Annotated in this window: 17 protein-coding genes; 3 read left to right on the forward strand and 14 right to left on the reverse strand. The window is 46.2% G+C overall.

The annotated features are described in order from the left end of the window. Positions 1-243: 243 nt before the first annotated feature. A complete protein-coding gene (locus BLS59_RS23575; protein ID WP_091153227.1) occupies positions 244-1476 on the reverse strand; it encodes a hypothetical protein in 1233 nt (410 codons plus the stop codon). Further along, the gene (locus BLS59_RS23580) at positions 1466-2242 is read right to left on the reverse strand and encodes a hypothetical protein (RefSeq protein WP_091153228.1); all 777 of its coding nucleotides are present in this window, start codon (positions 2240-2242) and stop codon (positions 1466-1468) included. The genes BLS59_RS23575 and BLS59_RS23580 overlap by 11 nt, the downstream gene beginning before the upstream one ends. Before the next feature lie 282 nt (positions 2243-2524). Between BLS59_RS23580 and BLS59_RS23585 the strand changes: the two genes are divergently transcribed. Together BLS59_RS23585 and mobC are read left to right on the forward strand one after the other, a co-directional pair. Beyond that, positions 2525-3430: a toprim domain-containing protein gene (locus BLS59_RS23585; RefSeq protein ID WP_091153230.1), complete on the forward strand. Its 906-nt coding sequence runs from the start codon at positions 2525-2527 to the stop codon at positions 3428-3430. Positions 3431-3460: 30 nt separating this feature from the next. Further along, positions 3461-5443 (forward strand): conjugal transfer protein MobC, encoded by a 1983-nt coding sequence (gene mobC, locus BLS59_RS23590; protein ID WP_091153231.1) that lies wholly within the window; start codon positions 3461-3463, stop codon positions 5441-5443. Here the strand turns inward: mobC and BLS59_RS23595 are convergent, their stop codons facing one another. Next, the gene (locus BLS59_RS23595) at positions 5444-5650 is read right to left on the reverse strand and encodes a hypothetical protein (RefSeq protein WP_143014227.1); all 207 of its coding nucleotides are present in this window, start codon (positions 5648-5650) and stop codon (positions 5444-5446) included. Between the two features lie 213 nt (positions 5651-5863). Between BLS59_RS23595 and BLS59_RS31810 the strand changes: the two genes are divergently transcribed. Then, the gene (locus BLS59_RS31810) at positions 5864-6025 is read left to right on the forward strand and encodes a hypothetical protein (protein WP_162842763.1); all 162 of its coding nucleotides are present in this window, start codon (positions 5864-5866) and stop codon (positions 6023-6025) included. A 3-nt stretch (positions 6026-6028) separates the two neighbouring features. Here BLS59_RS31810 and BLS59_RS23605 read toward each other — a convergent pair whose 3' ends face one another. The 11 genes from BLS59_RS23605 to BLS59_RS23655 form a co-directional block, all read right to left on the reverse strand. Then, a complete protein-coding gene (locus BLS59_RS23605; RefSeq protein ID WP_091153237.1) occupies positions 6029-7282 on the reverse strand; it encodes a site-specific integrase in 1254 nt (417 codons plus the stop codon). After that, a complete protein-coding gene (locus tag BLS59_RS23610; RefSeq protein WP_205411342.1) occupies positions 7269-7574 on the reverse strand; it encodes a helix-turn-helix domain-containing protein in 306 nt (101 codons plus the stop codon). The genes BLS59_RS23605 and BLS59_RS23610 overlap by 14 nt, the downstream gene beginning before the upstream one ends. Positions 7575-7595: 21 nt before the next feature. Next, positions 7596-7892, reverse strand: a complete 297-nt coding sequence (locus BLS59_RS23615; RefSeq protein WP_091153239.1) for a hypothetical protein — start codon at positions 7890-7892, stop codon at positions 7596-7598. Continuing rightward, on the reverse strand, positions 7892-9409 hold the full coding sequence (locus tag BLS59_RS23620; RefSeq protein WP_091153241.1) for a hypothetical protein: 1518 nt from the start codon (positions 9407-9409) through the stop codon (positions 7892-7894). The genes BLS59_RS23615 and BLS59_RS23620 overlap by 1 nt, the downstream gene beginning before the upstream one ends. 83 nt (positions 9410-9492) lie before the next feature. After that, entirely contained in the window at positions 9493-10332 is an 840-nt protein-coding gene (traN, locus tag BLS59_RS23625; RefSeq protein ID WP_091153243.1) for a conjugative transposon protein TraN, read from the reverse strand. A 21-nt stretch (positions 10333-10353) separates the two neighbouring features. Continuing rightward, positions 10354-11616, reverse strand: coding sequence for a conjugative transposon protein TraM (traM, locus tag BLS59_RS23630; RefSeq protein WP_091153245.1), 1263 nt, complete (start codon positions 11614-11616; stop codon positions 10354-10356). 32 nt (positions 11617-11648) lie between these two features. After that, complete coding sequence (locus BLS59_RS23635) at positions 11649-11882, reverse strand: hypothetical protein (protein WP_091153247.1); 234 nt, start codon at positions 11880-11882, stop codon at positions 11649-11651. Between the two features lie 2 nt (positions 11883-11884). Further along, on the reverse strand, positions 11885-12502 hold the full coding sequence (traK, locus tag BLS59_RS23640) for a conjugative transposon protein TraK (protein ID WP_091153422.1): 618 nt from the start codon (positions 12500-12502) through the stop codon (positions 11885-11887). 29 nt (positions 12503-12531) lie between these two features. Further along, a complete protein-coding gene (traJ, locus tag BLS59_RS23645) occupies positions 12532-13728 on the reverse strand; it encodes a conjugative transposon protein TraJ (RefSeq protein WP_205411343.1) in 1197 nt (398 codons plus the stop codon). A 45-nt stretch (positions 13729-13773) separates the two neighbouring features. Continuing rightward, positions 13774-14433 carry a hypothetical protein gene (locus BLS59_RS23650; RefSeq protein WP_091153251.1) on the reverse strand — a complete coding sequence of 220 codons (660 nt, stop codon included), beginning with the start codon at positions 14431-14433 and terminating at the stop codon, positions 13774-13776. An 11-nt stretch (positions 14434-14444) separates the two neighbouring features. Further along, positions 14445-15089 (reverse strand): hypothetical protein, encoded by a 645-nt coding sequence (locus tag BLS59_RS23655; RefSeq protein ID WP_091153253.1) that lies wholly within the window; start codon positions 15087-15089, stop codon positions 14445-14447. Positions 15090-15095: the final 6 nt, after the last annotated feature.

Below are 15095 nucleotides of genomic sequence, written 5' to 3' on the forward strand. Positions count from 1 at the left end.
TTTAAACTTCAGGCTGGGCGTTAACAAATGAAGGGACTTAGACACGCGGCATTTAACAATTTCACAAGTCACCGCATTATAAAAAATTTCCGAATAGAAATCCCGCAGATTATAAGCTAATATGCGCACTCAGCCTCCGGCCAGTGCCCGAATGTGTTCATTCCCCAGGCAGCAGAAACGCGACCCTTCAGATCGCTTTGATGGATTCGTAAAGTGAAAGCACGATCAGGAGCATTCAGCGTTCTAAAAGCTTTCTAAAAGAAATTTATGTACCAGAACAATCCATCTTTGGATCTCCTGAACGTTTCTTTCGGTTACTGATATCTTGTTATCCAGCTCATTAATCCAATTTCCGTATACGGGTTTCATTTCATCCCCGCGGCTGGCATTTAGTTCAGCAAGGCTGTGCCGCTGACTTTCATATTTGGCAATCTCTCCATGATAGGTGGTTAGCGTTTCTTCCATACGGGATAGATTCATCAAAAGACGGTTCCGAACTTCATTGTCCCTGGAAAAATAATTATTTTTCCAATAGGCCGTACTTTTTCCCGAAACATAATGATCGATTGATTTTAATGCATATCCCTGTGCATCCTTAACCTGTTTAATCTTTTCGTATGTTGCCAGTCTGTGTGCATGAGACATGTCATCCAGGTGTTCCTTAAAATAACCCCAGACGTTATGAAGTACATCATTTCTTTCCTTAATCAAGTCAATGATCAGGACGAAATTCATTTCAAAAAGAGTGGTACTATACCAGTCATTTTCAAGTAGGGCAATTAAACGGTTGATCTTATCAAAATGAATCCCGGAGTTTTGTTTTGTATGCGTAGCCATTCCCATCGCAGCAATAATGACTGTTGGCATAGCCGTAATCCAGAACTTCGAAAGCGCTGAATTCAAATCAGATTTATTTATTCTGTCATAAAGCAGGGCGCTGGTATCTTTAAATTCGGAATTAAAATTAGAATAGAAATAGAAGATCTCGGCTGTATATTTCAGCTGGTCTGCAGAGTAATACATGACCGGTTCGATTAATTTACGGCAATCTTCTACAGCAGTTATTCCCGAATATTTGACGGGCAGGTAGTCCGGCACTTCAGGTTCCCTTGATGAACTGATGAAGGATTCGACCATCTCCTTCACCCACGGGTCTTCAAGAGAGCTTAACAGCCGGACTTTAAGATAACGGGACAAATCCAGACAAACGTCATAGTAGATTTCGAAGTCGTTGAACTTGAAACCAAATATACATTCATCGCCTGTCTGGCAAGCGATATTAAACGGTAGCTGATTAGCCCGGATCAGGTCCGGTTCTCCTGAAGGAAGCTTTATGAAACTTTCAATGAACCGGCTGTCATCACTAAGCTGTACATAAAATTCAGAATCAAATAAAAATACGGGCGTAACAAATCCCATATCCAGCGGCAGATATTCGATAAAGCCATATAACTGATATGATTGATTAGTGTCCATCGATCAGATTTTGTTTAATGAAGAATTCTTTTGTCTTTTCCATGATCAGCGCGTAGTAACCATTTGATGCGACCCCGTAATTGGGAATGCTGATAATTTCGGCGCCAAGCTCATCGGTAATAATCCTCCTGACCATTGCGGATCCGGCGAGATTTGATGGCAAAATAACTGCCGCCAGCGTATCTGGTGTAAGCTCAAGCTCGTGATTAAGTTGTATTTCTATACTCGCCTTTCTGTCGTCCCTTTTATTGGCACTGCTGTCTTTCAGTAGATTATAGTAAGATTCGATGTGAAACTCGATAGGGTCATAACTGATCTGGTTTTTAGGGTTACCCGTGAAATAACCCAGATTGTTGTCATAAAAATAATCAACAGTTTTGTGAACCGAAGTGATGTTTGGTGTCATCAGAAAATTATCTACTGTCATGCCCGGATGCATAAAGCTTTCGTACAGGCTGTAACCGCCCGAATCAAAAGCACAAATCCTTTTCATATCCATATTGCAGGCTGGTTTGAAGATAAAACAAACGGGCATCCTTGAAATCAGGCTGCTGTTTTCTGTCAGTGCCGATTTATAAGCAGGACGGCCATAAAAAAGGTACAGTAGCTTTTCATTATTAAATACTTTACACTCCCGGGGGATCAGCTTTTTATTGGCGAGGATTGATTGAAGATAATAGGCATCGCAGGAATGAAAAAAGGGAAGCTGCGGTTGATTAACCGGATTCGCTGTAAACCTTTCCTCAAAAAACCTGGTGACTGACATCTGGCAGATATGTATTTAAACAAATATAATTTTTATCTCCCAAAATGATGCAGGCTGGCCCGGATATTTAAGCGACATTTAGGTTGACAAATAATTTCTGACTGCGCAGATCATTTCATATTGTTTGTCTTCAGGCGTCTCTTTCAAGATAACAGTTTTACTTATATTACCATAATGCACCCCGTTATAATATAATGAGGTTGTGTTTATTCCGTTTACGCCAGCTAATTTTGTACTGACAAAAGGGAAAAGTTGCTGAGGCCAAGATTAAGAGGAAAGAAGATGGGAATGAGATGTGCAGACCTTAATGATATAGAACTGGTGTCTTACCTGGCAAGTATTGGCATCAATCCCGTAAATGTGGTCGGCGATTTTTACTATTATCTTTCGCCGATCCGGAGTGAAAACAATCCTTCTTTCAGGGTTGAACGTTCCCGGAATAAATGGACGGATTTCGGAATTGAAGTTAAACGAAAATCTTTTGTGGACTTTATTATGGCTTACCATAATATTGATGCAAGGGAGGTCGTCCGGCGGTTTAACAACAATGAAATCCTGCCCGGTGCTTATGTCCGCGCTGCAGATCTGCAACTGGCCGAAATACCCAAGGAACCGATTGTGAAAATTGGTAAACAAAGCATACTGCATACGTCATCATTACTGTGTTATCTGAAGAACAGAAGAATTGATCTGAAAGTTGCTGATCAGTACTGTTGTGAAGTGCAGTTTACTATTCATGATAAAAAGTACTATGGTATCGGCTTTAAGAACAACAGCGGGGGATTTGAGATCCGCAATCCGTTTATGAAAGCTGCGGACAAAAAGGATGTTACGACCGTAGATAACGGTGCGTCTGTAGTCAGGGTTTTCGAGGGGTTTATGAATTTTCTGACTTATATGACACTTCACAAAAATAACCCTCCGCAAAGCAATTATTTGATTCTGAATTCAGCGCATCTGATGCGGCGTAAGGAATCATTTGATTTTATGGAAGGACATGAAAAGGCATTTCTCTATCTGGATAACGATAAGACCGGAGATTTGTATACCCATGAAGCCATTGGTGCGGACGCTAAAAGGTATGAAGACAGGCGCTTTCACTATGCTACCCACGGCGATCTGAATGAATGGGCTATTGACAGGGCAGAGGAAGGCAGAGAAAGAAAAAAAATATTGATCCGCCGGTAAGGAAGGTTTATTACAATTTATATTTTGATCATGCAGACAGGTGAAAACGAACAGGCGCTGAGGAAGATTCTGGATATGACCAGACTGATTGCGATAACATTACTAACCATACATTTTTACTTTTACTGTTACCAGGCCTTCCGGGCCTGGCATCTGAACGCTCCGTTTACGGATCAACTCCTGGTTAATATCAGCAGAACCGGTTTGTTAAACGGATTTCAAAGTTCCAAATGCTGGCCGCTGGGCATGTTGGTCATCTCCCTTATCGGCGCGAGAGGACGATTGGATGAAAACATAAATTTTAAGGGTGCGGTATACTATATCATTACTGGACTGACTCTATATTTTGGCAGCTGGCTGGTTCTGTCATTTCGCCTGGAGGTGGAGCTTAAAACCGCTATTTATATAGGCATCTGCAGTACCGGATTCTTGCTGATCATCACCGGCGGCACCATGCTGTCCCGGATCATTAAAAACAACCTGAATAACAACGATATTTTCAATAACGAAAACGAGACTTTTCCGCAGGAAGAACGGCTGCTCGACAATGAGTTTTCGGTTAACCTTCCGGCGCGCTATCAGCTGAAAGGGAAATACCGCAGCTCCTGGATCAACTTTATTAATCCTGCGCGTGGTCTGCTGGTGGCCGGCAGTCCTGGCAGCGGTAAAAGTTTTTTTGTGATTCGCCATATCATTACACAGGCACTGGCCAAGCAGCACACCATGCTGGTTTATGATTTTAAGTTTCCGGATCTTTCCGTCATTACCTATAATCACTGGCTGAAGAACAGGCATAAATACGTGGTTCCTCCCAAATTTTACGCGATCAATTTTGATGATCTGACCAGAAGCAATCGCTGTAACCCTCTTGATCCGGATACAATGATGGATATTACCGACGCAACAGAATCAGCACGTACGATCCTGCTCGGCCTTAACCGGGAATGGATTAAAAAACAAGGTGACTTCTTTGTAGAATCACCCATTAATCTGGTAACGGCAGTCATCTGGTATTTGCGAAAGTATCGTAGCGGCCAGTATTGTACGCTGCCACACGTTATTGAATTTTTGCAGCTGGATTATAATAGTTTATTTACACTGTTAAGACAGGAAAACGAGGTGGAGGTACTGATCAACCCTTTTGTCAATGCCTATTTAAACGACGTCATGGAGCAGCTGGAAGGTCAGATTGCCTCGGCCAAAATCGCCCTGGCACGTTTATCCTCCCCGCAGCTTTACTACGTGCTGAGTGGCAACGATTTCAAGCTGGATATCAATAATCCTGATAACCCTAAAATTTTGTGTATCGGCAATAACCCACAGAAGATTCAGATTTACGGTGCGGTATTGTCGCTGTTTGTTAACCGCCTCGTTAAATTGGTTAACCAGAAAGGTAAACTTAAAAGTAGTCTGATCTTTGATGAATTTCCAACCGTTTACCTCAGCGGTATTGACAGTCTGATCGCTACGGCCAGAAGTAACAAAGTAGCCACCACGCTGGCGGTGCAGGATTTGAGCCAGTTGCGGAAAGATTACGGCCGTGAGCAGGCGGACGTAATTATGGGCATCGTAGGCAACATCATATCAGGGCAGGTTACCGGTGATACCGCCAAGCAGTTATCTGATCGAATCGGACGTATTATGCAGGAGCGGCAGAGTTTATCTGTCAATAGTGCAGATACTTCAATAAGCAAATCCCGGCAGCTGGAATCTGCCGTACCGGCCAGTAAAATTGCTTCGCTTTCCAGTGGTGAATTTGTAGGCATGGTAGCGGACAACCCTGATACTAAAATTGAGTTAAAAGCTTTTCATTGCGAAGTTATTAACGATATTCCGGCTCTACATGCCGAAGAGAATGCCTATAAACCGATTCCTGTGATCCGTAAAATTACGCCTGATATGGTGCAGCGGAATTACATCCAGGTTAGGAAGGATGTACAGCAGATCGTGGAAAGCGAAATGGAGCGGCTGATGGCCGATCCCGCGCTCGTGCATCTGATTATCCGAAAATGATCAGCGGGGATGTACACCCGAGTTAAGTTTATTGATGCAGGTGACCATATCCTCGAATTTAGCAAAGTGTTTGGTACCTCTGGCGATCCATGTTTTCTTATGATCGTCGAAAAACAATATGCCGGCGTCGAAGTTCGGCTGTAACATGTATAACCATTCATCGCCGGCAGTCCTTGTGTTTTTTACATCTTTGCGTGATAAAATCACACCGTACCGGTAAAAAGCGGAGCTCCCGATTGCCCGGATATGATACGTCTGTAACAGGTCCGGAAATAGATCATTATCAGTCAGCAACCGGATCGGCCGTTCAGAAAATTTACCGGAAAGCAAACCTTGCTGATCCGGAAGAGGGGGGCAGTAAGTCTAATTGCTGCGGTGCACGATACGCTCTGTTATTTAAAGACAGAAGAGCCACTTGAGATGATCACACTGCTACTCATGGTTCAGGATATAGAAGACCATATTAACGGAACCCCGACGATTAACAAGCTGGCAGATTTTGCGTCTTATCAGGCCTTGGAACAGGATGATAAAGCCCATCTGGAACGATTATGGCAACTCAAAGAGCGAATGGACATCTGACAGCTAATTGCAGTTAACGCCGACAGGTAGACCTGCAAATCCATTTTGACTTAAGCGCACTTTCAGTAAAGCCATATCTTCCCGGATCACCTCATCACTAAGCCGGGCATAATGTTCAGTCTGCTGAATAGATTTGTGGCCCAGTAGTTTAGAGACCGTATTCAGTGGTACGCCATTGGCCAGTGTTACCGTAGTGGCAAAAGTATGGCGGGCGATATGAAAAGTCAGCCTTTTGGTGATGCTGCAGAGCAGTGCGATTTCCTTCAGGTAACAATTCATTTTCTGATTGGACAATACCGGCAGCACCAGCATACCTGCTTTGCATTTGGGATGATTCCGGTAACGCTCTATGATTCGGCGAGCTTCCGGGAGTAATGGCAGCCGGGTCGGTGAATCGGTCTTCCGGCGTCTGGTGCGAATCCAAAGCTCTCCGTCGTTTTCTTCCGCTATCTCCGCGCGGGTTAACTGCCTTACGTCTATCCAGGCCAGTCCTGTATAGCAGCTGAAGAGAAAAATGTCCCTGACCAGTTCCAGTCTCGGTGACGGCATAACACTTATTGCCAGGGTCCGGAGTTCGGCAGCATTTAGTGGAATACGCCGTACTTCCCTGAGCTTCATTTTAAAGCCGAGGAAGGGATTCGCCGGCAGCCAGCCCTTCAGAACACATTGCAGTACGATTTTACGCACATTAGAAATATATTTCATGGCTGAGTTATGGGCACAGTGACGGTTGCTTTTGAGATAAAACTCAAAATCCTTGACAAATTCATAGTTGAGCTCCCGGAGGTCCAGGTCGTCCTGCTCATATTTCCAGCGGATAAATGCACGGGTATGTGCCATCGCCGTTTTAAAACGCGTGCAGGTAGCCGGCGCATATTCCCTGCCCACCAGTTGCGCCATATGGTTGTTATGCTCACCAAAGACGGCTAACAGTGTATGGTTCTGGTTTTTGCCGGTGATCCTGTTTTTAAGTGCAACCGCAGTAATAGGTTTGCCGGCGCTAAGCAGGGCGGTGCGTTCTTCGTAGATCCTGGCAGTGAGGGTATCCAAAAAACTATTGAGTATACGCGCGTCCTCCCGATTACCGGTGGCGCGCCCGCTCCCCTGGTGCCAGCGGTCGGTGTACCAGTGCATTCTGGTCGATAGTTCTCTGGCCACGCCGTTAACCGTAATCCGCAGATAAACGTGTTTGACCGTCTGCTTCCGCCCGCCGGAGGTTTTTAAAAAGAAGAGCAGTCCGAAGCTATTTTCCAGCATAATTTCCCGGATTAGACGCTGTGGTAGCGTTATTTTGAAATAAACCGTTCAGATCTTTAAGGCTGTAATAATAAGAGCCGCCGAGCCGCTGAAACCCGAGCCTGCCAGATATGCGCAGGTTCTGCAGTGTCCCTGGAGAAACGTCCAGCATCCGACGGGCAACCGGGCTTTTTACCCATTCCACCGGCATGTCTTTTCCGACAACCGTTGGCCTGTCATTCAGTAACGCTTTTATATCGTTGAGGAGCTGCAACCTGAACTGGCGCAGGTCATCTAATGTGATCATTTCCATTTCACTTATCTTTATTTTTTATCACTTCTTTTCAGGCCGTACAAGATACACCCGGCTACCTCTATTCCTATCGTAGGATGGTTCATAACGCAGGTAGCCATAACGGTGCAGATCACGTACACATTTGTGATAGGTTGTACTCGCCGTAATGCGGGCCAGTTGCATGATTTCGTGGCTAAAAGCCTGAAACGGGTTCGGCTTTTTGTGCGCCCGCCAGTACTCTGTCAATGCTGCATAAATGCCAATATGCGTAACACTGATCCTGGGGTCACGCTGCACGGCCTCAAAAAATGTCGCTAATGGATCTTTCGGTTTCATTATGCTTTTAATCTCGTTTTTCGCTGTTTGCCCGGTGTCACGTTTTGCTGCGGCACCTCTTTTCGGCTGTTGATATCTATGATTTTACCATTGCCATTCTGGCACAATGACTTCCCTTGATTATCCGTGATGCTGATGTTATCCGTTCTGCTATCGAGCTGCAGTATGGTACTTGTTTTCTTTCCATTGATGTTCAGGCTTGCGGTGACTTTTTTGCCATCGAGCAAACCGTCGGTCATCTCTTTCTCTTTGCCGGGTTGATATACTTTAAATCCGGGAAGTGCGGCTACGCGGCGTTCATAAAACGACAGGTCTTCCGCGCGGCTGGTATTGATCCGGTACTCGCCGTCCCTGACGTCATTGAAGTCCATTTTCGCCCACTTTGGTCCGGTGTTTATACCCAGGCGCTTAGTATTTTCCAGATAGACTCCGCCACCCGAGATAAGAGTCGCCATCTGTTCTTTGGTATAATTGATCCCCTTGCGGCAATCGAAGGTCCGTGTTCGGGATTCGGCTGGATTTTTAAGATCAGTATAGCTGGCTTCGACTTTTTGCAGTGAGGTTTTTTCGTGACGATTTTTACCAGGCCCAAATACCAGGGTATAGTCAACTGACTTACCGTTACCCAGGTCCTTGGAGTCGTTCATTTTAAATTCGTAATGTCCGCGATTAATCCTTTGATCGACCTTGATCAGAAATTTGACGAAGCCGGAGCTAATCAGCTGATGGCTGACAGTGTTATTTTTATGGCCCGGTTTGGCCCGGGTTACATCTTTGACTACCGGCGCAATATTTTCTTTCATATTGGTGAAGCGGTTTCCAATCGTCTCAAACAATTTGCGGAACCGGAAACCCTTGCCGTAGAATGCTTCTTCCAGTTCTTTCTTTTCCATTGCTATCCCTCGTAGCTGGCCTCGTTCAGTCAGATCGGAAGTGCCACGGTAACGGCTTAACACATCCTTATAGCCATTTATTTTTTCCCTGGTTTGGAGCCGTTCTAGTGTTTCAGGAGATACACGTTTGGCAAATACTTTGGCAAGTCTGTACGCACGCCCATCTATGATGGCCATTTCAGCAGTAATGCGCGTTTCAGACTGACCTCCCAATTTCTTTTTACCTGCGTTACGCACCATTTTAGTTGCGCTGATTCCAGAGATTTCTTCTGACTTTTTCGGCGTTGGGGATTCGGCTACGGTAGTTTGCATTGCGGGAGTATCAACCGTCGCCTTGGAATCCTGGCTGACGGTAGGTTTTATAACATCCAGAACTGGCCCTCTACCTTCTGCCATGGCCAACATAGCCTCATCATAAAGATCTAACTGCTTTAATGGCAGATTTGCTTTTTGGGGTTGCTGAACTGCCGCAACCGGTTGTGTCTGATTTTCTGCCACCTGCACTTCCGGATTTTCAGATGGTTGTGCGACCTTCGGTGCTGCCGGAGTTTGCTTAGGGGCATTCGTTTGACCCGTAATTTTCGGTTGTTGATTTGCAGTTATTTCAGCTGATTGATTTTCCATTTGATCAATTTTAATTTACATTGAACAGGCGTAGCTTTTGACTCCACCTTTTTGCTGTGCGGCAGAAAGAAAATAAGCCCTGATTAAATCGAAACGGCGTGCACCAACTGACCGTTTTTTAGCTGCAGTGTGAGATTTCTGGCACCGCGCAGTTCAGTTAACTGGATCTGGAGTTCTTTTTTATCCTGAATGGTGAATTTGGGGATCGCCACCACGACGGTTTGTTTCGAATGGCCGTGGATGACGCGGGCATTGCCAAGTACCTGCCGTGGCTTAAGTTCGAGCTCCTGATGAGCGGTCCTCCTGGCAATTTCCAAATCACGGATGAAAAAGCGGAGCTGATCCACATCATAGCCAATATCTGAACGGTTTTCCAGTTCCAGTTGAAAATAAAAGAGATCGTCTTTAACATAAAGTCCGCGAAGCTGCATACGGGCATCATTGTTTTTTGCTTTGATGCCGCTTAGCAATGGATTTTTAGCAGATATGGTTTCTGCGATTCCTTTCACCTGCGCTTCATTATCTTCGGCTAAGGAAAACTGCACGAGGCCTTTGTCCGGACGATTATTTTCCAGGCGAACGTTGAGTTGTTGCGGTTGAATGGCATAATCTACCACGAAAGAATACAACTGTCCATCAGCAGTAATCACAGTGAGATTAGTTTGCGGAAAGCGTTCCTTCCCGGCTTTTACCTGAAGTACATTTTCAACGCCGCCGGCTTTCTGCACCAAAATATCCCTGCTGCCTTTGTCTACACTTTTGATGGCATAAGGAAAAATCAGGTTGGTCGTTTTATAACATGATACGGCAAGACCAGCAGGATTGCGGGTGTCGGTTACCCTGATGCTGGCTGTCTGAGCGAACATACCCTGATGCGTCAGGAAGAATAATAATGCGGTTATTGCAACACAAATCTTTTTCATCTTTTCAATTTTTAGAGTTTATTAATCTTTTTGTTTTTCATCTTTCAATAGGATATGATATCCGGCCTTAACACAGACTTTGATCAACCTGATTTTCTTGCCGATAAAGCTTTTAGCCGCTTGAATACCTGCATCCATCGCCTGCATGCTGATGGACGGATCCATACTGCTGAGACCGATACCCTGTAAAGCATCACCGGAAGCTTCCTTGGCAACGTCACGGCCAATGGCACCGGGGATATGGATGCCATCGAGCCCATCCAGATCACAGACTGAAAGGCTTACCGGATACAGGCCATTACCATAGCGCAGACTGGTTACGTTGACCATCATGCGCTCTCCGCTGAGGTTCACCGTGCCGTAGACGAAGGTGTTGCGTGGGATCAGCTGGCCGTTCACATACACATCGTTCAGCAGTTTCAGTTTAATAATAGCGCCGCTGACCAGTGTCTGGGATTCGCAGGTGGCCGCTTCAATCGTATTCTGCAGGGCTGGGATTGACGGCTTTTCATTCAGTGAAAAAAAACCGTTGCCGCCTTTCGTGGCGGTTCCGGGAGCCTGATTGTCCAGTAGCGTTACCGGATCCCGTCTGAATGTGGTGGAAACGCCGAAAACCTGACCGCGGGATCTTGCCGACGCTTCGCGAAGACGGGACTGTGCCCGTCCGGGTTGCGTGATATCCATGACCTGGTTCAGCATGTTGCTGATCTGCGTCATCTCAGGATCACCTGAGCCCGAGCTTTGCATGGATGTCATCATCGCCTGCAGCCGGTCAATATCGGCCTTGTTGCTGGCGCTGCTGCCGCTTGTTGCGGGTGCATCAGCAGGAGGACCGGTATTCGTTGAATTAGCGTTGATCGCTGCATTGAGTTCAGCAAGTTTCTGCTGGAGCCTAACCTCGCTTGGATCAGCCGGGCGGGAGCTGCCCTGAAGACGATTGAAATTAGTACCCGCAGCAGGGTCAGTGCCGTAATGATTTCCACTTGTATCCAGTTTGTTATAGGGATCATCCTGGTAGCTTCCGGCTTTTTTTAAGGAATCCTGGCGCGACTGGTCATAAAATGCCATTTTATCCATCGTTGTGTCTGCCTCATTCATGGCGGAGGGCAAGGTGGTATTAATGCCTTTCACCTTAACGGTGTTTTGTGTTTGCGTACCGTTTCCGCCACCGAGCAATTTAAAACCCAGCAGTACAAAGGGCAGAATAATGAGCGGTACCACAAAAAGAAAACGCCGCTGGCTGAGATAGGCCGCCGAATGGGGTTGTTTTTCAGTTATATTCATCTTATTAAGTTTTACGGGTTATTATTAATTGCTCAGCGGATAACTCCGCGAATAATCAGGTACAAGCACCAGCAGGCAGCGATCATTCCGGCCACGATCAGGATGGCTTTTTTCTGGTACAGCGGGCGGGGATTGACCAGCCGGTCCAGCCGGGCAGCACAGCTAGATTTCATTGATAAGATGCGATCCGCCATTGTCTCCGCCAGCTTTTCGGCGGCCGGATGCAACCGGGTGGTATTTTCTTTTTTTCTGATCAGTTTGAACATCTTCACCTCCGTTGTATGGTTAAATCTTTGTTTTCCAGTGTTTCCCAGCGTTCGATCAGCATGCCGTGCGAATTGTTATCTGAGCGGCTTACATTACGCAGATAACCTTCGGTGACCAGGCTGCGCGTCACAACGGAAGATGTCCGGGTAATGATTTCGGTAGCATGACACTTAAAATAATAGGGATACTGATTGATATCCACATATACACTATCCACCCGAACGGCCTGACTGACGTTACCGCTAATGAGATTGCTGAAGTAATTACTTTCTTTCAAATTGTCATAGGCAGCCTTTGCGGATTCATCCGCGAGGTACAGTGATTTACTGATAGTGGCGGCAATGGCTTTTTCATCCGGTGACAGGGTGAAAAAGAGCTGATGAAATGTTTTGATATGATCACGGGCTTCTACCGGAATATTGTCGCGTCGGTCTGCTGCGAAAGCTTCAAGTGCCTTGCCGTTGCCCAGGACATAAATTTTTTGTTGGGTCTCCGAAGCTAGCCGGTAACTTTTCCAGGCGATGAAGCCTGCAAGTAAAACCACTCCGCCGATAACACAGCCGCTAAAGGTCCGGATATACCGGAAAGCAGTATCGACATTTTTCATTTGCCTGAATATCATATCATTGATTTTTGTATTTGAACGTGTTATTGCTTTTCGCCCTGGTTGCCTGATAATTTATTGGCCTGATACATGGAGCCTGCCATGCGCCCCATCGCTCCGGCTACGCCCCTACCCTGTGAATCTTCTTTTGTGCCTTCCTTGCCATCTTTGAGGTGCTGCCTGGCATCTGCTATATTACCCGGTGCCGATGCCATGCGATTCATTGCCCCGGAGCCTGCGCTACTGACCATGCTCGTCATTTTCTGCACCATGGCACCTGCACCACCTGCATTAATAATGTATCCGGCTATCGTAGGCACAGTCATATACCCTACAATTCCAATGATCATGAAAATCAGGTATGGCGCGTCACTCAGGCCGAATGAGCTGGTTCCGGTATGTGCCATTTGCTCCACGTCGATTTTGAGCATTTCTGCTTGTATTGTACTGATAATGGTTCCGAAAATATTGCAGACCGGCAGCCAGAGAAAGATGTTAATGTATTTAGCCAGCCAGGCCGTAAGTGTATGCTGAAAACCGTCAAAGACCGCAAATCCAAAGACGACCGGTCCGAGGATGGCAAGCACGACCAACTGAAAAGTGCGGACCGTATTGATGCATAGTGCGGCAGCTTCGAAAAGGAGCTGCAGAATTTCGCTGATCCAGCGTTTAATGGTGTTCGCCATCCAGCTGGAAATAGCATCGTTTTGAAATTGGCTTTGCATTCCAAATTCACTTTGCTTGTCACTTTCTGTTTTAGTACCTGCGTGCGCGTAATCCCAGTCATGCTGCTCTTCCTGGGTGATGGGCGGCGTATAAACTCCGGTTAAAATCCCTTTTTTAATGGCTTCATTTTGTTTCTGGAGCAACACGCGGACCGCGGCGTTGGAGTCTTCCAGCATCGCAGCTGTTCCATTAACAGTCGGCTGCAGTAGTCCGTTAAGGACATCAAGTACGGCCGGAAACATGGCTATGCACAAACCCAGGACGAATGGCCGCAGCAGCGGATAAAAATCAATTGGTTCAGCTGCCGCCAGGCTTTTCCAGATTCGTGACCCGATAAAAAACAATGCTCCAAACCCGGCGATGCCGCTGCTGACATTAATTAGTTTGCTGCTGAGTTTAATCATTTTGTGAAAAATGGTATCCAGCACAGGTTCGAGCCCCTTAATTTTACCAGCCACGCCATGTGGTTCCTGCGCCTGGGCCAGTGATGCTATACCCGCCAGGAGTATAGTCATCAGTACGATCTTTTTCCAGTGTTTCATATCATTAGTTTTATAGTTTTAATTTTGAACGATACCATGCATGCCGGACACCGTTGCTGAGGCCAATTTTGCCCGTTCCCGCTGGAAGGACACGAGTCGGGTGTCATTACCAAAACCCTGCATAAATGCGACCTTATCCTGCATAGAGGCATGAATGCGGTCAATGGATTTCAGACGTTCATCGTCGCTCATCCTGAGCTTACCTGCGGTGGTAACCATAATAAGATCGTCCAGATTCTGCAGACTCTGGATAACCAGATTCTCGTAAACCCCGGATATGTAACTGATCTCCTGCGGGTTGAAATTCCCGCTTTCCCGAATCCGCTGTAAGGCTTGCTTGCGTTCGCTGACAATCCGGATCTGGTCATCAGCAATCTCCCTGACCTTGTAATACTTGCGTACTGCGGGACTAACCGCCATCAGGCCATCCAGGAAAGTTTTGTGAACATCGAAGTTCCCTTTAGAGATATTTTTAACATTTCCGTAGCCGTTACTGACAATCTGAAACCCTTTGCGTAGTTCCGTTAAAGTGGACTTCATAGCGGCGAGCTGCACGCCATCCATATAAAGCTGCATCGCCAGATCGCCTATATTTTGGGCATTTGCCGGCCGGACAGTCAAAAACTGTATGCAGGCTAGGCCCAAAACCGGACATAATATTTTTTTAATCTGAATCATAGAGCAGGTTTTTATAATTCTGTTGGATAATAGGCGGCTGTGCCTTCAAGCCGCGCATGTTCCAGGCGACGGTTAGCCACCTGACTGCTGATCTCTCCATTAAAACTGCAGGCATAACGGTATTTCCGGCACATCTCCTGCCAGAGCAGATCTATACGGCTGATCCGCTCATCGTCCCGCATCTGCAATTCTTTATCTGTACAAAGCGTGAGCAGTTCATCCAGCGTGTGATCGCAGGAAGTGAGGAGTTCATCCAGCTGATGTCCGAAATATTCGATCTCGTTTTCTCCGAACTGTTTACTGTCGCGGGCTTCGCGGCGTGACCGGGCGCAACGATAGATCACTTCCGCCTGCATAGCCATAATCTGGCTGACCTTGCTGTAGAGCTTTACTTTCGGATTGACCGTTTTCAGAGAGTCAAAGTAAAACCGGTGCAGATTGAATTCACCGCCTTTAAATTTTTCAATCGTGCCAAGACCCGTTTTGGCGATCTTATAGCCCTTTTGAACATAACTTTTATACATATTTAATGCTGCCAGCTGGGTGGCCAAATTTTTCAAATAGGTCGAATTCTGACTGAATACACCGCCCAGTACCTGGGCATGAACGACCCGGCCGGCCGCAGCCAGCAATAGTATTATCAGTAATTTTTTCATAGTTGC

The sequence above is a fragment of the Mucilaginibacter pineti genome, from assembly GCF_900101875.1.
GTDB classification, from domain to species: Bacteria; Bacteroidota; Bacteroidia; order Sphingobacteriales; family Sphingobacteriaceae; genus Mucilaginibacter; species Mucilaginibacter pineti.